Here is a 19,334-nt window from a genome sequence, read left to right as displayed (position 1 = left end):
CTTGCTCATCGATTTCATCTTTTGAAGTTACTTGTGATTATAAATTATATTTTTATATTTGTAAAGCACAATTCACTCACTATCCTATATAAATTCCCCTCTCTAATTCTTGTAAAAAAAGCTCTCTTTTTTGTTCGCTTTGAACATATATCGACTTTAATACTTCTTGTAACAATATATTTTTTTTCCTTTTCTCTACTTGTAATTCTTTCACTTTTAGTCTAACTTCATATAAAAAATCAAGATACGATTCATACTTCTCATCATATTTATTTGCGATATCATCACGAATTTTTTTTGCAAGTTTCGGACTTGCCCCTCCAGTAGAAACAGCTACATTAAGCAATCCACGATGAATTGCCGCCGGAAAATGAACATTTCCACTTTCCGGATTCGTAATAACATTTACCAATTGATTCACTGCGGCATCTTCAGCAATTTGTTCATTTAGTACCGAATTACTAGTCGCTGCAACTACTAAAAAAGCATCTTTAATATCACTTTTCTCATACTCTCTTTGATACCAACGAATTTGCTTTTCTTCTACAAGTTTCACTAAATTTGCATCTAATTCTGTACTTACTACAACAATATCCGCACCTTGTTTTAGTAAAGGAATAATTTTAAACCCCGCTACTCTCCCTCCACCAATGACAACAACACGTTTCTTATCAACTCGCACTGTAAGTGGATACATATTGATCTCCCTTCAATATTTCCTCTGTTTTCTGAATTAACATCTCTCGAAACGCTACATTCTTTCCTAAATAGGGACTTATTTTTATCTCTTCCGACTCATATTGACGCACTTCTTTCTCAACATGTTTCATGAGTAAGCCTGTAAATAATAAGTAAGGTAACACAACAATGTTCCGTTCTTTTTGTTCTACAATTTCTTTCAACCTCTCATCAAACTTCGGCTCCGCGGCTGCTAAATAACAAACTTCCACCTCTTTAATGTTCTCTTCTTTTTGAAATAAAGAAGAAATCCACTTTATGTCTTGTAAAGTTTCCGGATCACTACTCCCTCTTGCAATGAGCAAAAGTGTTACTTCTTCTTTATAGTCTTTAATACCACTTCCGTTATATACCGCTTTTACAAGCACTTCTGATACACCAAATGGATTACCATACACTATTTTGATATCCGGATATTCCTCGTTTAACTTTCGTAATTCAAACGGAATATCTTTCTTTACATGTCCTGCCGCTAATAAAAAAACAGGAATAGCGACAATCTCTGTAGCACCACGCTTCACACATGTACGAAATCCTTCTTCAATAGAAGGATTCGCTAGCTCTAAAAAACAAATTTCTTGAATATTTGCCTCTATACGGTTCATACATGACGTAATAAATGCAACCGCTTCTTCTTTTGCTGCTTTCAAACGGCTTCCATGACATATATATATAACAGCCTTCATTTTACAATACTCCGCTTACTTGATATGCATTTTCCGTTTGTTTCTCAAACCAATGTATCTTTTCTCTAAAACGGACAACTTCTCCAATAACAATCATACTTGGATTTTGAATTCGTTCTTTTTTGGCAACATCTACAATTGTTCCTAACGTCGCTATAACAGTACGCTGCATAGATGTCGTTCCCCACTCAATGATAGCGGCAGGTGTACTTTGATCTTTTCCATGTTTTATTAGTTGTTCACATATGTAAGGTAAATTACTAACCCCCATATAGACCGCTAATGTATCTACACCTTTCGCTAAACTTTCCCACTTCACTTCCTCTTCAGCCCCTTCTTTCCGGTGCCCTGTCACAACAGCAAAACTTGCACTTGCATCGCGATGCGTTACTGGAATTCCAGCATAAGCAGGAGCAGCTATACCAGCTGAAATACCAGGAATAATTTCAAATGGGATACTTTGCTTCGCTAACGCTTCAGCTTCTTCTCCACCTCTTCCAAATACAAATGGATCTCCGCCCTTAAGTCTCGTTACAACTTTTCCTTTTTTCGCATATTTAATAAGAAATGTGTTAATCGTCTCTTGCTTCATCGTGTGATAATTTGGGAGTTTCCCGCAATAAATTAAATCCGCTTCAGGCTTTGCATGAGAAAGCAATTCTTTATTTACGAGACGGTCGTACAATATAACATCAGCCTTCTCGATGCATCTCAACCCTTTAACAGTAATTAAGTCCGGATCACCAGGACCCGCCCCGACGATATAAACCTTCCCCATAATCTCTCCTCATTTCTACTATAAAATGAAACTTCCACTCTTAATCACGAATGGAAGTTACTATTATTTCGTATTACATGTTCTCTACTCATGAATAACAAATGCCGCCCCTTTTCGAATCTTCTTTTTTTCAAACAAAGAAATCTCTTTCACTTCTGGTAACGGTAAAAAATGTTTTTCAAGCTCAATTTCCGCAAGCTTAAATGCCTGTTCTTCACTCTGAGCAACGACAACAATTGGAACAATACTATTTACTAATACAGCTTCAAATCGATATAAGTCCATATTGCCCCTCCTAAGATGCTATTACTTCTTCTAATACACGATTTAGTACAATTTGTAATTCTTCCACTCCAACACGTCCTACGAAATCATAAAACGTTTCGGCTAGTAATTTATTCTTTTGGAAATAACTTAAAAAGGACACGAGAACATCCGGCAAATCTTCTCCATCTATTTTCCCTTTTAACTTTTCGTTATATGCTCCTCCGTCTAATAGTGTTCCGCCCACATATATTTCAAACGCCTCAACGATTCCCTTTTCCTTCGTTTTCAGTTTTATCCCTTGCAAACCAATATCAGCAATTTGACGTTGACCACATGAGTTCGGGCATCCTACCATATGAATTCGAACTGGAACATCGAGTGCAATTTGTGTATCTAAGTACTCTGCCATTTTGCGTAATCTTTCTTTCGTTTCTACTAACGCAAGATTGCAATACTCAATGCCAGTACATGAAACCGCATGACCGATAAACGATTTCGGATTTGCTGAAATTGCTTCAAACAACGGTTCACTTAATAATCCTGCAACATTTTCTGGCAGAACATTCGGAATAATGAAGTTTTGTGAGTTACAAGTTCGAATTTGCCCGTTTCCATATTTCTTTGCAATTCTTGCAATCTCAAACATTTCCTTTGCGTGTAAACGCCCTACTGGTACATTAAAGCCGACATACTTTAATCCTGCTTGTTTTTGATCTTGAACGCCATAAAAGTATCCTGCATTCCAGCCTTTGAGAGCACTTTCCCCTTTACTTTGCAATGGGCCTGTGTATTCTACTAGTTTCTCTTTAAATTTCTCAGCGCCCCAGTCAGCGACAAGAAATTTCAAACGTGCTAAGTGGCGTTTTTCACGATATCCAAAATCACGGAATATAGTAGCAATTGCAATCGACACTGCCTTCACTTCTTCTGGTAAAACGAATACATCTAATTCTTCCGCTAAGTATGGACGAGCTGATAATCCTCCGCCTATTTTTATATGAAACCCAACCTTTTCCCCACCATTTATTTCTTTCGTAGCAGGTGTAAACGCCACACAGTTAATCTCTGCATTTGCTGAATTATAAATGTTAGAACTAATAGACATTTTGAATTTACGTGGTAGATTAGAAAACTCTTCATTATGTTGGAAGTAATCGTATATTTCTTTAACAATCGATGTTGTATCAAATAGTTCATTCGCATCAATTCCAGCAAGTGGATTACCTGTAATATTACGCGTAATATCACCGCATGCCCCTGCTGAAGATAAACCAACTCTAGCTAACCTCTTAAAAATATCCGGAATTTGCCCAATTTCTAACCAATGAAACTGAATCGCCTGTCTTGTCGTAATATCTAACACATCACGCCCATAATCTTCAGCAATGGAAGCCAACACCTCTGCCTGCGCATTTGTAATAATTCCAGAAGGAATGTTGACACGCATCATAAAATAGCCCGCTTCTTTCGGCCTTTGCAAATACAATCCCGCCCATTTAAAAGCGTCCCACTCTTCTTTCGGAATAGATTCAAATCCATTCTCCGCATAGTAAGGAATATCATTAAAGATTTCTAATCCGTCTTTCTCTAATTTCTTTTTCTCTGTTTGATTTAATTTTTCATTATTAGCCCACACTTTTTCATAACTCATCTTTTATCCCCCTATATGAAACTACGCTCTTGCAAGTACTTCACAATTTGCTCTGCACATTCTTCAATAGAATACTTGTGCGTTTCTACAATTAATTCTGCTTGTTTTGGTTCCTCATACGGTGAATCAACACCAGTAAACTCTTTAATATCACCTTGTCTCGCTTTTTTGTATAACCCTTTTGGATCACGTTTTTCACACTCTTCAATTGGACATTTTACAAACACTTCTATAAACTCATCTGCCGCTAATAAATCCCTAACTTGTTTTCGATCTACTTGAAATGGTGAAATAAACGCTGTAAGGACAACAGTACCTTGATCTACAAATAGCTTCGCCACTTCGCCAATACGTCTTATATTTTCCATACGATCACTTTCAGAAAAACCTAAGTCTTTATTTAAACCGTGCCGAATGTTATCCCCATCTAGCACATAATTTCCGATATTCTTTTCAAATAGTTTACGAGCAACCGCATTCGCTACTGTAGATTTGCCCGAAGCTGATAAACCAGTAAACCAAACTACAAAACTGTGATGCCCATTCTTCACTCTTCTCTCATCTTTTGAAACAGAAGCTGTATGCCAAGTAATATTCGTATCCATCTCATTCTCTCCCTATTCTGTTACTACTTCTTTTTTCAAACCTTTAATTAGCACTTCCACTACTTCTTTACGACTAAATGTACTTGGCGGAATCTCACCATTCCTTAACATTTCTCGTACTTTCGTACCCGATAAAATGACACGGTCTTCTTTTCCATGCGGACATGTTTTCGTTGAAGCCATTGCTTCACATTTCGTGCAGTAAAAACTATGTTCAAAAAATAACGGCGTAATCCCTAACTCTTCTACTGTAAAATTCGTAAAGATTTCCTGCGCTTCATATGTTCCGTAATAGTCCCCTACCCCAGCATGATCACGCCCTACAATAAAGTGGGTACAACCAAAGTTCTTTCTTACTAGTGCATGAAATATCGCTTCCCTTGGTCCTGCGTAACGCATTGCTGCAGGAAATACACCTAAAAAGACACGATCTTTCGGATAATAGTTTTGAAGTAACACTTCATAGCTTTCCATCCTTACATCAGCAGGAATATCATCTGACTTCGTTTCCCCAACGAGCGGATTTAAAAAGAGACCATCTACAATTTCAAGGGCAGATTTTTGAATATACTCATGGGCACGATGTACTGGGTTTCTCGTTTGAAATCCAACTACTGTTTTCCAACCGCGTTTTTTAAATTCTTCTCTCGTTTCAATTGGATCTAAATGATAAGAAGGAAACGGATTATTTCCAAAGCGTTTTGTAAGAATAATAGCTCCTCCAACGTAAACGTTTGGTCGTTCATATAATTTTTTCACACCTGGATGTGCTTCATCCGTCGTTTTATATACAAGTAACGCTTCTTTTTCTTTATCTGGTACAAAAATATCTTCTATTTGAATAACACCATATACATTTCCTGCGTTGACAAGTTTTACTTCCTCTCCAGCCTGCAGTTTCTCGGCTACTTCTTCTGTTACCGGTAGTGTAATCGGTATACTCCATACGCTACCATTTGCTAAACGCAGCGTTTCTACTACTGAATCATAATCTCTCTTCCCTAAAAATCCTGTAAGAGGGCTATATCCTCCTGTCGCCAAAAGTTCTAAATCACTAAGTGCAATTTTGTCTATCTCGATTTCCTTTATAATGTTCGATATTTCATATGTTTCATCAATGCGGTTTACTAATTCATTTGTTGTACTCATCTTCTTATATCCCTTCTTAGCTTTATTTCAAAATCTATCTCATTGAAAGTGAAGGCCACATTCCGTCTTCATTTTCCCAGCCCATCTTCCATCTCTTGAGTTGCCACCATCACCTACAGGTAATGTACATTTCTCACACCCAATACTCGGATAGCCAGCATCATGCAATGGGTTATACGGCAAACTATGTTTATATACATATCGCCAAACTTCTTTCCAAGTCCAATGAATGAGCGGACAAACTTTAATAGATTGAAAACGACGATCTTGATTTATAAACTGTGTATGCTTACGCGTTTCTGATTGTTCCCTTCTTAAGCCTGATATCCACGCTTTTTCCGCTGCTAATGATTTTTCTAACGGTAAAATTTTTCTAATACTACAGCAAAGATTCGGATTACTTTCCCATAACTTCTCTCCATGAAGCTTCGCTTGTTCATCGAGTGTAAGTTCTGGCTGTTTTTCTATAATATTTAATGAAGGAAATCTCTCGCGTACCTTCTTAATTAATTCGTACGTTTCTTGAAAATGAACATTTGTATCCAAAAATACAACTTTAGCAGATGGATTTACTTGGTTTATAAGATGCAATAAAACCATTCCCTCCACCCCAAAGCTACATGCATATACAATTTCATCTTTATATTCGTTATAAGCCCAACTTAATACCGATAGCGCGCCTTTCGTTTCATCTTCTTCAGAAAATGAAACACTATTTTCTTTCCACGTTTCGTACGTCAACATGTTTTTTCCCCCTGTAAAAGCAAAAAGACGGCTTTAACCTATTAAAAATAGATTAAAACCGCCTCTAGTTTTTCTAGTCAGCGCTTTTTACTTTAAACGAACCTTTTCACTTTTTTCTAATTGAATCACTTTTCCATCTTGCACAACAATTGTAATGGAACCATATTTCATATCAGCAAGCATCGCTTGAATTTTCTCAGATACTTCATCAAAATGCTCCCGTACGCTCACGCAAACAGCCCCCCTTTTTATTCATAAAAAAAATCTTTCCCATTTCGAAAAGACTGTTCGGTAATATATTTTACCTTATCTTTCAAAATGGATTCCATTTTGCTGGATTTAGCACCTTGCTTTCTATAAGCAGGTTGCCGAGCTTCGTAGGGCCAGTTCCCTCAGCTTCTCTTGATAAGCTTTGTATTTGTATTTTATCACAATTCTGATTTTTTTCAATCCTAGTTTTCCGATATATTTAATTATTTTTCTTTTTTTAAAAGGAGTTGCCTTTACTAGACAACTCCTTCTTTCTCATTCACACCAGCTCTTTAATACGTATGCGATCGTTCCCAATGATATTTTCATATGTTTCACGTTCTACGACAATTTGTGACGTCCCGCCTTTTGCAAAGACGACAGCTGGTCTACGAATACGATTATAATTATTCGCCATCGAGTACCCATATGCCCCCGTACAAGAAATTGCTAGTAAATCAGAAGAAGCAACTTGCGGTAAGTTAATATCCCAAATCAGCATATCTCCACTTTCACAGCATTTCCCAGCAATCGAAACGAGTTCCTCATTCTCATCATTCCCTCGATTCGCCAACATCGCCTCATAACGGGCTCCGTATAGAGCTGGTCTTAAATTATCTGTCATTCCACCATCGACTGAAACATATTTCCGAATGCCAGGAATCTCTTTCACCGCTCCGACTGTATAAAGTGTTGTTCCCGCATCACCTACGATACTACGACCTGGTTCAATCCATATTTCTGGAAGCGGATATTCACATAATGTAAATTGTTCTCTTATCGTACTTGTTACAGCGTGCACATACGTTTCAAGTGTTAACGGTGTATCTGAATCCGTATAACGTATACCGAAACCTCCGCCCACATTTAATACTTTCATCACATAATGTGTTCGCTCTCTCACTTCTTCTAAAAATTGGCGGAGTACTTCAATTGCTCGAACAAATCCAGCCGTTTCAAATATTTGTGATCCGATGTGCGAGTGAATTCCTAGCACATTATAATTTGATTTTTGCAAGGCAAGCTCAATTGCTTGCATCGCTTGACCATTTGAAACACCAAATCCAAATTTCGAATCCTCTTGACCTGTTGTTATATATTCGTGTGTATGTGCCTCTACTCCAGGCGTTACACGGATTAATATGTTCACAAATTTCCCATGTTGCATTGCTAAATCATGTAAGATTTCTAATTCTAAGAAATTATCTACTACAAAACAACCGATATTCGCCTGAAGAGCCATAATCATTTCTTCTTCTGTTTTATTATTTCCGTGAAAATGAATACGCGATGCCGGAAAACCAGCTTGGAGCGCAGTATATAATTCTCCTCCAGAAACAACATCTAAAGACATATTCTCTTCACGAGCTACTCGGCACATCTCCATGCACAAGAACGCCTTGCTTGCATATGCTACTTGATAAGAGAAACCACTTTCTTTAAAAGCACGATGAAACGCGCGGCACTTTCCTCGAATAGACTCTTCATCGTATACATAAAGTGGTGTTCCGTATTGTTTTGCTAGTTGCGTCGTATCGCACCCACCAATTTCTAAGTGTCCTTGCCCATTGATTCGGCTTGTGCCGTGTAAATACATTTAAATTCCTCCCTTATTTCCTCTAAAACTCATAACCCCAATCTTCTATTCATTGCAGCACGCTTTTAGATAGACAAAAAACGCGCGGAACAATGTTCACACGCGTTTCTTATTAGGAAAAATATATATTGAAAAAATAAACGAGTTGTTATCTTCTCAAAATAAGAAACCGCATCAACATCTCCAAATAGCTCTTCATAAAATAAATCTTATGACAGTACTACATTTATTCAATGCAGTCCCAATATATGAATAAGATGGTTATTCTTATATTTCGGCAATAGTCCCTTTCAACCTATGATCACAGATTCCATTAAATCTCCCATAGCTTACTCTTTCCTATCGCGGCCTCTACCTTTGAGAGTAGATGAGGTAAGTCTATTTAATTTTCAAACATCTAATTGTTGCTATTAACAATACCAAAGGACCATTTTATTTGTCAAACAATTTTTTATATTGTTTTTTTACAGTTTAATTTTGCCTCATTTGGTAAGCGCTTTACTGAAACCTTTGTCACTTCCCATTCGCCCTCTTCGTTATTAAATGTAATCGTTATCTTCTCAAATGGTGGAACAATTTTCCCACCAACCTGTTCATACTTCGTTACTTCAATACTCGCTTGAAATAAATATGTACCACTATACACTTTTTTTAAACTAATAATTTTAGGACATTGATAAGGCTTCAAGCTCCCATATTGTTTTTCAATTGCCTTATTTATTTTTGGAAATAAAACAGAATAAAGGGCATCTTCCATAAGGGGTGCATCATATTGTGCTACCGATACACTCGGTGAAGCAAAAAGTATAACACTACTGCATACTATAAAATATAATAATTTTCGCATTATAACCTCCGTTTTATTACTCGATTCTTTTTGCGCACGATAATTATCATACATAGAAACTCCGTTTTATTGTCTCCCACTGCCCTTTTTCTACTCAATTATTATAAAAAAGCCCACAACTCTCTTTTATTTTCGTATAATGATACTCATAGTATAATAAACATAATAACAAAGGACTGTTCGTATATATAAAATGAGGCGCTAATCAAACCGGCTCACAAGAACCGTCATGCTTTTAGGAGAGGAGTATATTATGCTACAAAATCTGTTTCCAAAACTGCGATTTGCACTAGTTGCAGTCGTTTTATTATGGATAAAAACATATATTGTGTACAAGCTAGCATTTGATATTAGAATTGATAACTTCTTTGAAGAGTTTATGCTTTTTATTAACCCACTAGCTTCGTTACTTTTATTTTTTGGTTTCGCTTTACTTGCATCTAAGTACCGAAACCGAATTATTATTGTAATTAGTTTTATACTGTCATTTATTTTATTTGGAAATGCAATGTTTTACGGGTTCTATAACGATTTTGTTACTTTCCCTGTTTTATTCCAAACAAATAATATGGCTGACTTAGGGACGAGTATAAAAGAACTCTTTACGTATAAAACATTACTTTTATTTGCAGACGCAATTATTTTAATGTTTATTTCGCGTAAATTCCCATCATTTGGTGATAAAACACCCCTTTCTCGCTCTGAGAAGCGAACTTTCTTTAGCGGTGTAACAGTATTATTAGCACTACAAATTGTTGTTTCAGTTATATATAAACCACAAATGTTCTCACGCTCGTTTGATCGTCAAACTGTCGTGAAAAATCTAGGTTTATACACATATCATCTATTTGATATTACACTTCAATCTAAATCTTCGGCTGAACGTGTATTTGCAAGTGGCGATGGATTCTCTGAAATTAAAAACTATACAGACTCAAAAGATAAGCAAGTTGATAAAAACTTATTTGGAGCTGCAAAAGGTAAAAATGTAATTTTAATTTCAATGGAATCTACACAAAGTTTTGTTATTAATAAAAAAATAAATGGAAAAGAGATTACTCCATTTTTAAATGAGTTTATAAAAGATAGTTTTTATTTCGATAACTTCTATCATCAAACGGGACAAGGTAAAACTTCTGATGCTGAATTTATCGTTGAAAATTCCCTTTATCCGTTAGACCGTGGTTCTGTATTCTTTACTCATGCAACAAATGAATACACTGCCACACCAGAACAATTAAAGAAATACGGATATTCTTCTGCTGTCTTCCATTCAAACGATAAAACGTTTTGGAATCGTGACGTAATGTATCCTGCGCTTGGATATGATCGTTACTTTAATTTAAATGATTACGTAGGAACGGAACAAATGTCTGTCGGTTGGGGATTAAAAGATAAAGAGTTCTTTGAGCAATCTATTCCAAAGTTAAAATCTTTACCACAACCGTTCTATACAAAATTTATTACGTTAACAAACCATTTTCCATTTCTTCTAAATCCAGAAGATCAATATGTTGATGAATTTAATTCCGAAAGTGGTGTTTTAAATCGCTACTTCCCAACCGTTCGTTACACGGATGAAGCTCTTAAATTATTTATTAAACAATTGAAAGACGAAGGACTATATGATAATTCCGTTATTGTCATTTATGGTGATCATTACGGCATTTCTGAAAACCATAATGCAGCTATGGCTCAGTTCCTTGGGAAAGACGCTATTACACCGTTTGATTCTATGCAATTACAACGCGTCCCTCTCATTATTCATGTGCCTGGCCAAGAAGGAAAAGTCATCTCTAAAGTATCTGGTCAAATTGATATTAAACCAACGTTACTTCATTTACTTGGTATTAAAACAAATCAATCCGTAGAATTTGGAACAGACTTATTTACGAAAGAAAAAGACCCTCTTATGGTAATGCGGGACGGCAGTTTTGTTTCGGAAGATTATGTTTATACAAAAAATATGTGCTATAAAAGAAGCACAGGTGAAGAAGCTGATTTAACACTATGTCAGCCTTATATTGAAAAAGCAAAAACAGAATTAAAATTATCCGACAAACTCATTTATGGAGATTTATTAAGATTTGATCCTAACAATCGATATAAAACCGGAACGATGACAACGAAATTTGAATAGTGTAGGAAGCAACTTTACAAAAGTTGCTTCCTTTTTTTACTTATTTTTCAAATTTCTCTTCTATACAATCTTTCACAAATTGGGAATTTTTTTCGTATGAGAAAGAAATTTATGGTATGATAAAATAAGTAAACTTTCATACACTAATTAAGAATTTATAACAGAAAGCAAGGGATCAGATTTTGTATAGAGCAGCTATTCCAAACTTATTTACGCTCGGGAATTTATATAGCGGATTTTTGTCAATCGGCTATGCATCTTTAGGATATTATAAATCAGCTGCTATTTTAGTACTGATCGGGATGATGTTAGATAGTCTTGATGGTCGTGTCGCTCGTTTATTACGCGTTGATTCACAAATGGGAAAAGAGCTTGATTCACTCGCGGATGTTGTAACATTTGGCGCAGCACCTGCTGTTTTAATGTATTACACATCTTTTTCCAACTATGGAATCATTGGACTATACATAGCGGGATTATTCCCTCTGTTCGGAGCATATCGCTTAGCACGATTTAATGTAACACCATCTTCTACTTCTATGAAATATTTCACTGGAGTTCCGATTACTGCAGCAGGAGGGCTTGTTGCTTTCTTAACATTATTTTCACATACCATTCCAAAAATTGTTCTCATTACCGTATTTGTAACGTTCGCATTTTTAATGGTGAGCCGTGTTCGTATCCCAAGTTTAAAAGATGTACCAATTCCACGATATAGCATAATTATTACACTATTTTTAGTTGGAATTATTATCACAATGTACCAAACAAGTTTTGGCAACATTTCTGTTTTCTTATTCATTGCCATTCCACTATACATTTTGTATATGTTATCTCAATTTATTAGACAAAGACCTTCTAAAAAAGCGAATAAAGAAAAATAAAAAAACCTTCCGTATTTCGGAAGGTTTCTTTTTTATTTTGTAACTAATACCTTTTGATTTACAGGTGTTACAGGTTCTTCACCATTTAATACAGCTAAAATATTTCTTACTGCCATTTCAGCCATTGCATCACGTGTTTCGAATGTTGCATTTCCTACGTGAGGAGCAAGTACTACATTCTTTAATCCTTTTAGCTCTTCTGTAATTTTCGGTTCAAATTCAAATACGTCAAGAGCTGCACCTTCAATTTCATTCGTTTTTAGTGCATGAGCAAGTGCTGATTCATTCATAATTGGTCCACGTGAAGCATTTATAATATATGCTGTTTTCTTCATCATTTTAAACTGTTCTTCATCAATCATATGATGTAATTTCGGATTATAAGCACAGTTAATTGTAATAAAGTCCGCTGTTTGTAATAATTCTTCCAACGTTACGTATGTCGCTTCCAGTTCACTTTCAGCTTCAGGCTTTCGATTTGGTCCTGTATATAAAACATTCATTCCAAATGCTCTCGCACGCTTTGCAACTGCCTTCCCGATTTCTCCAAGGCCAATAATTCCGATTGTCTTACCGTGTACTTCGCGGCCCAAGAAGAATAACGGTGCCCATCCGTTAAATCCAGTTGTACGACATAACGTATCACCTTCAGGAATTCTACGTGCAGCTGCTAAAAGAAGTGCAAATGTTAATTCTGCTGTCGCTTCAGTTGATACTTTCGGTGTATTCGTTACCGCAATTCCTTTTTCTCCTGCATATGTGTAATCAATATTATCGTAACCAGCACCATAATTTGCGATAATTTTCAAGTTTGGTGCTGCGTCAATAACCTCTTTCGATACCTTCGTAGAAAGTAAGCTTAAAAGTGCATCTTTATCTTTTACACGTTCTGCTAACTCTTCTACACTAATTAATTCTTCTTTATTGTACATTTCTACATCATGATTTTTCAATAATTCTAATCCGATTTCTGGAATTTTCCCTGCTACTAATATTTTCGCCACTACTAACACCTCTTCTATACAAAATATGATATCTCTTATATTTCATTGTAAGAAATCTACATATAAAAACCAAGGAATTTGATTATAGTTTTGAAAATCGACACTTTTCCATAAAAAAAGAGGAGATGCAACTCTCCCCTCTTTTTACGCTTTTTCTTGCGATTCTTTCCCAAGCTTCGCATCGATTGTTCCTTCTGCAACTGTATCGCTAATTTGTTCCTCAATAACTGAGTTAGCAGTAGTATTTGTTTCAGAAGTATAGGCTTGATCTGCCGCTTGTACGTTTTGTTTATTTTGTTGTTTCACCATTTTTCATCCTCCTTTTCATTCTTTCTTATTTTGAACAAAAAGGGTGATTTTCATCAAAAAATCGTGTTTCATTTTGAAATTATTACTTCTTCTTCAAGCAATCTCATCGTTCTTACTCGTTTCGTAAATGTAGCTATGTGAGAAATATCATGATTGCGTAATGTCTTTATATTCTCTTCCACATACTTTCCTAAATCATTCGGATAATGGGCATCTGAGGATAGAGTAATCGGAACTCCATGCTTAGCTAATACTTGTAAATAAAGCGGACTTGGGCACATTTCGCGCACAGGATATCGATAGTACAATCCCGCATTTATTTCTGTTGCTGTATTTGTTTCCACTAACGCACGAGCAATTTCCTTATAATAAGAAAGCTGTTCATTCTCATCTAACCGGTAATTAAATACTTTTATGTTATCGAGGTGAGCTATAATATCAAAAAGCTCGGAACGAACAGCACTTTCAACTGTAGCGAAAAACGTGTGATATAAAGTATGTAACTCATGCGTACCAAAATACTCTTTCGTATCTGGATTATCAAATCCCCATCCATCTATAAAATGGACCGAACCGATTACATAATCAAAGTCTCCTAATGCTAGTAAACCTTTTAACTCTTGTTCACCCCCGATAAAATAATCCGCTTCAATTCCAAGTTTGAGCGTTATCCCTCGTTTACTCCATCGCTCTTTTGCCTCTTCAATCGCCTTTGTAAAATCATAAATAGACGTTACTCTTACTTGATCTAACCATTCTTTTTGCAGGCGACCAAGCCTAGAATCACTAATATCTACATACTTTTCATAATATCCTTTCGCTTCATGAAAACGATATAAATGATCGACAATACCAACTTCTTTTATACCTTTTCGCACAGCTTCTTCTAAATATAAATCAATCCATTTCGCTGTAAATGGACCTTCCTTCACACGTCTTTGCAGGCGTTCTTGTGTTTTCATAAGCCATTCCATAGAATGTTTTTCTTCTTTAAGCGGTTCAAAATATTGTAGCGCATCATTTATTTTAGCTAGCCACCCTATTGAATATGGTCCTTCTTCTAAATGAATGTGATAGTCCACTTTCATCCATATTCCCCCTTATAATGTATCTATTTCTCTTCTGTCCCCTACTCGCGAAAGCTTTCCATTTCTTTCTTTCACTTCTTGCATGACATCTTCTAATGGAATATTTTTTTCGGCTAATAGAACAAAACAGTGATAGAACACATCAACCATTTCTTTTACTATTTCTTCTTTATCATTATTTTTAGACGCAATAATTACTTCGGTGCACTCCTCACCAATTTTCTTTAAAATTTTATCTTCACCTTTTGAAAATAAATAATTCGTATATGATTCAGAGAGTGGATTTTTCTTTCGTTCTTCAATTGTTTCAAATAATAACTTAAGGATATCTTCCATATGTATCCCCCTATATAATTTTGTAGTGAAAACACGTTTTTTCTCCCGTATGGCAAGCAGGCCCTACTTGCTTTACGACAACAACGATTGCATCTTGATCACAGTCTAAATAAAGTGATTGCACATATTGGACATTTCCCGATGTACCTCCTTTATTCCATAACGATTGTCTCGAACGGGAATAAAACCATGTTCTTTTCGTTTCCAGCGTCTTGTCATACGCTTCTTCATTCATATAAGCTAACATTAAAACTTCTTTCGTATCTTCCTCGATAACAACAGCTGGTATCAATCCTTTTGCAAAATTAGGTTTCATAACCGCACCTCAACGTTTGCTTCTCTTAATTTTCTCTTTACATCTTGTACAGTCGCTTCACCATAATGAAAGATTGATGCCGCTAATGCTGCATCAACTGTTGTCTTTTGAAATACTTCTATAATGTGATCCACATGACCACATCCACCTGATGCAATTACTGGAACAGAAACGCTGTTTGAAATTGCTCCTGTTAAACGAAGATCATATCCGTTTTTCGTTCCATCTGCATCCATACTCGTCAACAAAATTTCTCCTGCCCCGAGCTTTACAACGCGCTTCGCCCATTCGATTGCATCCATCCCTGTATCGACTCTTCCGCCGTTCACGTATACATTCCATTTATCTTCCTCTACTTTTCTAGCATCAATTGCTACGACAATACATTGTGAGCCAAAATGTTCCGCACCTTCCTGGATTAACTTCGGATTTCTCACTGCCGCTGAGTTTATTGAAACTTTATCTGCTCCAGCTCTTAGTAAATTGTACATATCTTTAACACTTGAAATCCCCCCGCCAACTGTAAGAGGAATAAACACCTTTGAGGCTGTTTGTTCTACAACATCTATAATCGTTTTTCGCCCTTCATGCGTCGCAGTGATGTCTAAAAATACGATTTCATCTGCTCCCGCATCATTATATAATGCGGCTATTTCAACAGGATTACCGACGTCTTGTAACCCTATAAAATTCACACCCTTTACTACCCGCCCTTCTTTCACATCTAGACATGGAATAATTCGTTTTGCTAACATAATTTTGTTACCTGTAACACTTTTTCTAAATCAATCGTTTTCTCGTAAAGTGCCTTCCCAATAATGACGCCATATATGTTCATATCATTTAATCTTTTCACATCTTGAATAGATGCGACACCTCCAGATGCAATCACACGAATACCCACGCTTTTTTGCAGTAACTCTAATTGCTCAAAATTTGGTCCTGCAAGTGTCCCATCTTTTGAAATGTCCGTAAACACAATCGTTTGAACACCTACACTTTCCATTTGCTTCGCTAAATCGATGTACGAAATTTCAGACACATCTAACCAGCCCCTTGTTGCTACGAAACCATTTTTCGCATCAATTCCAACTATGATTTGCTCCTTATATAGACGAACCGCTTCTTCTAAAAATGATTTATCGTAAAGGACAGCCGTTCCTAATATCACTTTTTCTACACCTACTGACAACAACTTCTCCACTGCCGCGAGTGACCGAACTCCTCCTCCAATTTGCACTGGAATACGTACCGCCTTGCATATTTTTTCAATGACAGGTAAATTTACTGACTCCCCAACAATTGCTCCATCTAAATCAACAACGTGTAGTATTTTCGCTCCAAGTTTTTCAAATATGATTGCTTGTGCGACTGGATCTTCATTCATCACCGTTTCTTTACTAAACTCTCCTTGATAAAGCCTGACGCATCGTCCTTCTTTTAAATCGATAGCTGGGAAGATTTCCATGCTTCTACCACCCCTTTGAAATTTTTCAACATTCGCATCCCAATTTCCCCACTTTTTTCAGGATGAAACTGTGCGCCAAATATATTTCCTTTTGCTACAAAACCAGGTACTTTCACTCCATATTCACTTGCCCCATACACAATTTCATTCGGACAATCTGCATAATAAGAGTGGACATAATATACGAAAGAACCGTCCTCTACTCCATTCCAAAGCGATATTTCTCCTTCTTTTTTTAATTCATTCCACCCCATATGTGGAATTTTATAAGGAACTTTTAACTTTCGAATAACACCTGGCAATAAATTTAATCCGTTACAATTTTGTAGTTCCTCACTTTTCTCAAATAAAAGCTGCATTCCTAAGCAAATACCCAGAAGCGGTTTTCCTAAGCTCCCAACTTCTTTTAGCACACATACTAAATCTTTTTCTTCTAAAACGCCCATCGCTTTCGGAAATGTGCCTACTCCTGGTAAAATAACTCCATCACTTCTCAATATTTCTTTTTTGTCATCCGTTATGATGTACTCTGTTCCAATATATTTTAATGCTTGTTCCACACTACGAATATTTCCCATTCCATAATCTATAATTGCAATCAATTACAACATCCCTTTCGTTGAATTTACACCATTAATATTGGCATTTTTATCGACTGCCTCTCTAAGCGCTCGACCGAACGCTTTAAATAAAGCTTCAATTTTGTGATGTGTATTGCTTCCGTATAAAATGCGAGCATGTAACGTAATATTTGCAGCATGAGCAACTGCTCTAAAAAATTCTTCCGTTAATTCTGTGTCAAAATCCCCTAGCTTCGGATTTGTTAATTCACCTTGAAATACAATATATGAGCGCCCGCTTATATCAATCGCGACAAATCCTAAAGATTCATCCATCGGTACATACGCTGAGCCGTAACGGTTAATCCCCTCTTTATTTTGCAATGATTCTTTCAAGCAAGTTCCGAGTACAATTCCAACATCTTCAACCGTATGATGAGCATCAACGAATACATCACCTTCAGCTTCAATTTGCAAACCAAATCTTCCGTGTCTAGCAAATAAAGTTAGCATATGATCAAAAAATCCAACTCCCGTTTGCACAGAAACATTCGTACTTTCATCAAGTTGCAAACTTAATTTAATTTTTGTTTCCGTCGTCTCACGTACTTGACTAGACTCGCGCATTATTCTTCCTCCTTAAACCTAATTTGGATTGCTCTTGCGTGTGCATGTAAACCTTCTTTATTTGCAAGTTCTACAATATGATGCTGTACACTTCTTAACGCTTCTTCCGTATACGAAACGAAGCTTGATTTTTTTACGAAATCATCGACGGATAACGGAGAAAAAAATCTTGCCGTTCCACTTGTCGGTAATACGTGATTCGGCCCCGCCAAATAATCTCCGAGCGGTTCAGGTGCATATGGACCAAGAAAAATTGATCCAGCATGCTTTACATAAGCTAGAGCATTCATTGGCTCTTTTATGTGTAACTCTAAATGTTCTGGAGCGATTTCATTTGATAAATGAAACGCCTCTTCTAAAGAAGGGACAATAAAAATTGCTCCATTTCTTTTTATGGATTCACGAGCGATTTCACTTCTAGGCAACGTCTCTAGCTGCCTTTCTATTTCTCTTTCTACTTCTTTAGCAAGCTTTATATTTGTTGTAATGCAAATAGCTGTTGCCCTCTCGTCATGTTCTGCCTGTGATAATAAATCAGCAGCAATATATTCGGCATTTCCTGTTTCATCTGCGATAACTACAATTTCTGATGGTCCAGCAATCATATCGATATTGACTATCCCATATACTTCTCTCTTCGCTAGCGCGACATATAAATTCCCTGGCCCAACTATTTTATCTACTTTAGGAATCGATTCCGTTCCATATGCTAGAGCAGCAATTACTTGAGCACCACCAGCCATATATATTTCATCTACACCTGCAAGACTTGCAGCAGCTAAAATATGCGGATCAATTCCTCCTTGCTTCGGCGGTGTTACCATTACAATTTTTTTCACTCCTGCGAGTTTTGCTGGCAATACATTCATTAATACTGATGAAGGATACGAAGCAGTCCCGCCCGGCACATATACACCTACATTTTCTAACGGAAGAATAAGCTGCCCTCTAATTACCCCTTCACTCACACAATCAAACATAGATTGTCTTTTTTGCTTTTCGTGATACGAGATAATATTTTTCTTCGCCTCTTTTAACGCTTCTAAAAAAGCTTGTTCTACAAACTTACTTGCTTGTTTTATTTCTTCCTCACTTACACGAAAATCTTTTGTCTCTACACCATCAAACTTTTTTGTATAGAACGATAAAGCCTCATCTTTACTCTTCCTTACGTTTTGAACAATTTCACTTACACTTCTTTGAACAGTTTCTTCTATTATATTAGCGCTTTCTCGTAGCGATTTTATTTTCGATAAAGCCTCTTGGAAATCTTCAAAAACTATCTCCATTT

The 19,334-nt window shown here is 36.4% G+C and carries 23 protein-coding genes, 2 riboswitches and 1 other annotated feature (1 of these 26 only partly in view); of the genes, 2 read left to right on the top strand and 21 right to left on the bottom strand.

Annotated elements, in window-relative coordinates; genetic code table 11:
• Positions 1-18: a binding site (T-box leader), on the bottom strand (it extends 229 nt beyond the left edge of the window).
• A gap of 61 nt (positions 19-79) precedes the next feature.
• From MR066_RS06405 to MR066_RS06355, 11 genes are all read right to left on the bottom strand, one after another.
• Entirely contained in the window at positions 80-697 is a 618-nt protein-coding gene (locus tag MR066_RS06405) for an NAD(P)-binding protein (RefSeq protein WP_242246246.1), read from the bottom strand.
• A complete protein-coding gene (locus tag MR066_RS06400) occupies positions 672-1,424 on the bottom strand; it encodes a sirohydrochlorin chelatase (protein ID WP_242246245.1) in 753 nt (250 codons plus the stop codon). The genes MR066_RS06405 and MR066_RS06400 overlap by 26 nt, the downstream gene beginning before the upstream one ends.
• Position 1,425: 1 nt before the next feature.
• Complete coding sequence (gene cobA, locus MR066_RS06395) at positions 1,426-2,202, bottom strand: uroporphyrinogen-III C-methyltransferase (RefSeq protein WP_242246244.1); 777 nt, start codon at positions 2,200-2,202, stop codon at positions 1,426-1,428.
• An 84-nt stretch (positions 2,203-2,286) separates the two neighbouring features.
• Positions 2,287-2,487, bottom strand: coding sequence for a DUF3906 family protein (locus MR066_RS06390; protein ID WP_000366913.1), 201 nt, complete (start codon positions 2,485-2,487; stop codon positions 2,287-2,289).
• A gap of 10 nt (positions 2,488-2,497) precedes the next feature.
• Complete coding sequence (locus MR066_RS06385) at positions 2,498-4,120, bottom strand: nitrite/sulfite reductase (protein ID WP_242246243.1); 1,623 nt, start codon at positions 4,118-4,120, stop codon at positions 2,498-2,500.
• An 11-nt stretch (positions 4,121-4,131) separates the two neighbouring features.
• Complete coding sequence (cysC, locus tag MR066_RS06380; RefSeq protein ID WP_002030679.1) at positions 4,132-4,725, bottom strand: adenylyl-sulfate kinase; 594 nt, start codon at positions 4,723-4,725, stop codon at positions 4,132-4,134.
• Between the two features lie 12 nt (positions 4,726-4,737).
• Positions 4,738-5,874 carry a sulfate adenylyltransferase gene (sat, locus tag MR066_RS06375; RefSeq protein ID WP_242246242.1) on the bottom strand — a complete coding sequence of 379 codons (1,137 nt, stop codon included), beginning with the start codon at positions 5,872-5,874 and terminating at the stop codon, positions 4,738-4,740.
• 39 nt (positions 5,875-5,913) lie between these two features.
• Complete coding sequence (locus MR066_RS06370) at positions 5,914-6,618, bottom strand: phosphoadenylyl-sulfate reductase (RefSeq protein WP_242246241.1); 705 nt, start codon at positions 6,616-6,618, stop codon at positions 5,914-5,916.
• An 87-nt stretch (positions 6,619-6,705) separates the two neighbouring features.
• On the bottom strand, positions 6,706-6,849 hold the full coding sequence (locus tag MR066_RS06365) for a YezD family protein (RefSeq protein ID WP_000116159.1): 144 nt from the start codon (positions 6,847-6,849) through the stop codon (positions 6,706-6,708).
• Positions 6,850-6,921: 72 nt separating this feature from the next.
• A riboswitch (SAM riboswitch) is annotated at positions 6,922-7,030 on the bottom strand.
• A gap of 117 nt (positions 7,031-7,147) precedes the next feature.
• Positions 7,148-8,464, bottom strand: coding sequence for a diaminopimelate decarboxylase (gene lysA / locus MR066_RS06360; protein ID WP_002126306.1), 1,317 nt, complete (start codon positions 8,462-8,464; stop codon positions 7,148-7,150).
• A gap of 180 nt (positions 8,465-8,644) precedes the next feature.
• Positions 8,645-8,826: riboswitch (Lysine riboswitch) on the bottom strand.
• An 89-nt stretch (positions 8,827-8,915) separates the two neighbouring features.
• The gene (locus tag MR066_RS06355; RefSeq protein ID WP_242246240.1) at positions 8,916-9,311 is read right to left on the bottom strand and encodes a DUF3888 domain-containing protein; all 396 of its coding nucleotides are present in this window, start codon (positions 9,309-9,311) and stop codon (positions 8,916-8,918) included.
• Between the two features lie 253 nt (positions 9,312-9,564).
• Here MR066_RS06355 and MR066_RS06350 point away from each other — a divergent pair, with 253 nt between their 5' ends.
• Together MR066_RS06350 and pssA are read left to right on the top strand one after the other, a co-directional pair.
• Positions 9,565-11,451: an LTA synthase family protein gene (locus MR066_RS06350; protein WP_002086724.1), complete on the top strand. Its 1,887-nt coding sequence runs from the start codon at positions 9,565-9,567 to the stop codon at positions 11,449-11,451.
• Positions 11,452-11,633: 182 nt separating this feature from the next.
• Positions 11,634-12,335, top strand: a complete 702-nt coding sequence (gene pssA, locus MR066_RS06345; protein WP_002011698.1) for a CDP-diacylglycerol--serine O-phosphatidyltransferase — start codon at positions 11,634-11,636, stop codon at positions 12,333-12,335.
• A 32-nt stretch (positions 12,336-12,367) separates the two neighbouring features.
• Here the strand turns inward: pssA and MR066_RS06340 are convergent, their stop codons facing one another.
• The 10 genes from MR066_RS06340 to hisD all read right to left on the bottom strand — a co-directional run bounded on the left by MR066_RS06340 (position 12,368) and on the right by hisD (position 19,332).
• A complete protein-coding gene (locus MR066_RS06340) occupies positions 12,368-13,348 on the bottom strand; it encodes a 2-hydroxyacid dehydrogenase family protein (RefSeq protein WP_002011699.1) in 981 nt (326 codons plus the stop codon).
• Between the two features lie 135 nt (positions 13,349-13,483).
• Entirely contained in the window at positions 13,484-13,648 is a 165-nt protein-coding gene (locus tag MR066_RS06335) for a YozQ family protein (protein ID WP_242246239.1), read from the bottom strand.
• A 68-nt stretch (positions 13,649-13,716) separates the two neighbouring features.
• Positions 13,717-14,736: a histidinol phosphate phosphatase domain-containing protein gene (locus MR066_RS06330; RefSeq protein ID WP_002011701.1), complete on the bottom strand. Its 1,020-nt coding sequence runs from the start codon at positions 14,734-14,736 to the stop codon at positions 13,717-13,719.
• Positions 14,737-14,748: 12 nt separating this feature from the next.
• Complete coding sequence (hisE, locus tag MR066_RS06325; RefSeq protein WP_002011702.1) at positions 14,749-15,072, bottom strand: phosphoribosyl-ATP diphosphatase; 324 nt, start codon at positions 15,070-15,072, stop codon at positions 14,749-14,751.
• A 10-nt stretch (positions 15,073-15,082) separates the two neighbouring features.
• Positions 15,083-15,388, bottom strand: coding sequence for a phosphoribosyl-AMP cyclohydrolase (gene hisI, locus MR066_RS06320; RefSeq protein WP_002086731.1), 306 nt, complete (start codon positions 15,386-15,388; stop codon positions 15,083-15,085).
• On the bottom strand, positions 15,385-16,143 hold the full coding sequence (gene hisF, locus MR066_RS06315; RefSeq protein WP_088034932.1) for an imidazole glycerol phosphate synthase subunit HisF: 759 nt from the start codon (positions 16,141-16,143) through the stop codon (positions 15,385-15,387). The genes hisI and hisF overlap by 4 nt, the downstream gene beginning before the upstream one ends.
• Positions 16,137-16,856 (bottom strand): 1-(5-phosphoribosyl)-5-[(5-phosphoribosylamino)methylideneamino]imidazole-4-carboxamide isomerase, encoded by a 720-nt coding sequence (gene hisA, locus MR066_RS06310; protein ID WP_242246238.1) that lies wholly within the window; start codon positions 16,854-16,856, stop codon positions 16,137-16,139. Before hisA ends, hisF begins: the two co-directional genes overlap by 7 nt.
• Positions 16,829-17,458: an imidazole glycerol phosphate synthase subunit HisH gene (hisH, locus tag MR066_RS06305; RefSeq protein ID WP_002011707.1), complete on the bottom strand. Its 630-nt coding sequence runs from the start codon at positions 17,456-17,458 to the stop codon at positions 16,829-16,831. Before hisH ends, hisA begins: the two co-directional genes overlap by 28 nt.
• Positions 17,459-18,043 (bottom strand): imidazoleglycerol-phosphate dehydratase HisB, encoded by a 585-nt coding sequence (gene hisB, locus MR066_RS06300; protein ID WP_002030662.1) that lies wholly within the window; start codon positions 18,041-18,043, stop codon positions 17,459-17,461.
• The gene (gene hisD, locus MR066_RS06295) at positions 18,043-19,332 is read right to left on the bottom strand and encodes a histidinol dehydrogenase (RefSeq protein WP_201066563.1); all 1,290 of its coding nucleotides are present in this window, start codon (positions 19,330-19,332) and stop codon (positions 18,043-18,045) included. The genes hisB and hisD overlap by 1 nt, the downstream gene beginning before the upstream one ends.
• Between the last annotated feature and the right edge of the window lie 2 nt (positions 19,333-19,334).

The organism is Bacillus cereus group sp. BfR-BA-01523 (assembly GCF_022662615.1).
Classification (GTDB): Bacteria; Bacillota; Bacilli; order Bacillales; family Bacillaceae_G; genus Bacillus_A; species Bacillus_A mycoides.
The sequence above is the reverse complement of the archived record's forward strand: the minus strand, read 5'-3'. Positions and strand labels throughout refer to the sequence as shown.

What these genes read in the sequence shown, in the direction of transcription:
- MR066_RS06405 (WP_242246246.1), bottom strand. Translation starts at nt 697, where the DNA reads ATGTATCCACTTACAGTGCGAGTTGATAAGAAACGTGTTGTTGTCATT.
- MR066_RS06400 (WP_242246245.1), bottom strand. Translation starts at nt 1,424, where the DNA reads ATGAAGGCTGTTATATATATATGTCATGGAAGCCGTTTGAAAGCAGCA.
- cobA (WP_242246244.1), bottom strand. Translation starts at nt 2,202, where the DNA reads ATGGGGAAGGTTTATATCGTCGGGGCGGGTCCTGGTGATCCGGACTTA.
- MR066_RS06390 (WP_000366913.1), bottom strand. Translation starts at nt 2,487, where the DNA reads ATGGACTTATATCGATTTGAAGCTGTATTAGTAAATAGTATTGTTCCA.
- MR066_RS06385 (WP_242246243.1), bottom strand. Translation starts at nt 4,120, where the DNA reads ATGAGTTATGAAAAAGTGTGGGCTAATAATGAAAAATTAAATCAAACA.
- cysC (WP_002030679.1), bottom strand. Translation starts at nt 4,725, where the DNA reads ATGGATACGAATATTACTTGGCATACAGCTTCTGTTTCAAAAGATGAG.
- sat (WP_242246242.1), bottom strand. Translation starts at nt 5,874, where the DNA reads ATGAGTACAACAAATGAATTAGTAAACCGCATTGATGAAACATATGAA.
- MR066_RS06370 (WP_242246241.1), bottom strand. Translation starts at nt 6,618, where the DNA reads ATGTTGACGTACGAAACGTGGAAAGAAAATAGTGTTTCATTTTCTGAA.
- lysA (WP_002126306.1), bottom strand. Translation starts at nt 8,464, where the DNA reads ATGTATTTACACGGCACAAGCCGAATCAATGGGCAAGGACACTTAGAA.
- MR066_RS06355 (WP_242246240.1), bottom strand. Translation starts at nt 9,311, where the DNA reads ATGCGAAAATTATTATATTTTATAGTATGCAGTAGTGTTATACTTTTT.
- MR066_RS06350 (WP_002086724.1), top strand. Translation starts at nt 9,565, where the DNA reads ATGCTACAAAATCTGTTTCCAAAACTGCGATTTGCACTAGTTGCAGTC.
- MR066_RS06335 (WP_242246239.1), bottom strand. Translation starts at nt 13,648, where the DNA reads ATGGTGAAACAACAAAATAAACAAAACGTACAAGCGGCAGATCAAGCC.
- MR066_RS06330 (WP_002011701.1), bottom strand. Translation starts at nt 14,736, where the DNA reads ATGAAAGTGGACTATCACATTCATTTAGAAGAAGGACCATATTCAATA.
- hisE (WP_002011702.1), bottom strand. Translation starts at nt 15,072, where the DNA reads ATGGAAGATATCCTTAAGTTATTATTTGAAACAATTGAAGAACGAAAG.
- hisI (WP_002086731.1), bottom strand. Translation starts at nt 15,388, where the DNA reads ATGAAACCTAATTTTGCAAAAGGATTGATACCAGCTGTTGTTATCGAG.
- hisF (WP_088034932.1), bottom strand. Translation starts at nt 16,143, where the DNA reads ATGTTAGCAAAACGAATTATTCCATGTCTAGATGTGAAAGAAGGGCGG.
- hisA (WP_242246238.1), bottom strand. Translation starts at nt 16,856, where the DNA reads ATGGAAATCTTCCCAGCTATCGATTTAAAAGAAGGACGATGCGTCAGG.
- hisB (WP_002030662.1), bottom strand. Translation starts at nt 18,043, where the DNA reads ATGCGCGAGTCTAGTCAAGTACGTGAGACGACGGAAACAAAAATTAAA.
- hisD (WP_201066563.1), bottom strand. Translation starts at nt 19,332, where the DNA reads ATGGAGATAGTTTTTGAAGATTTCCAAGAGGCTTTATCGAAAATAAAA.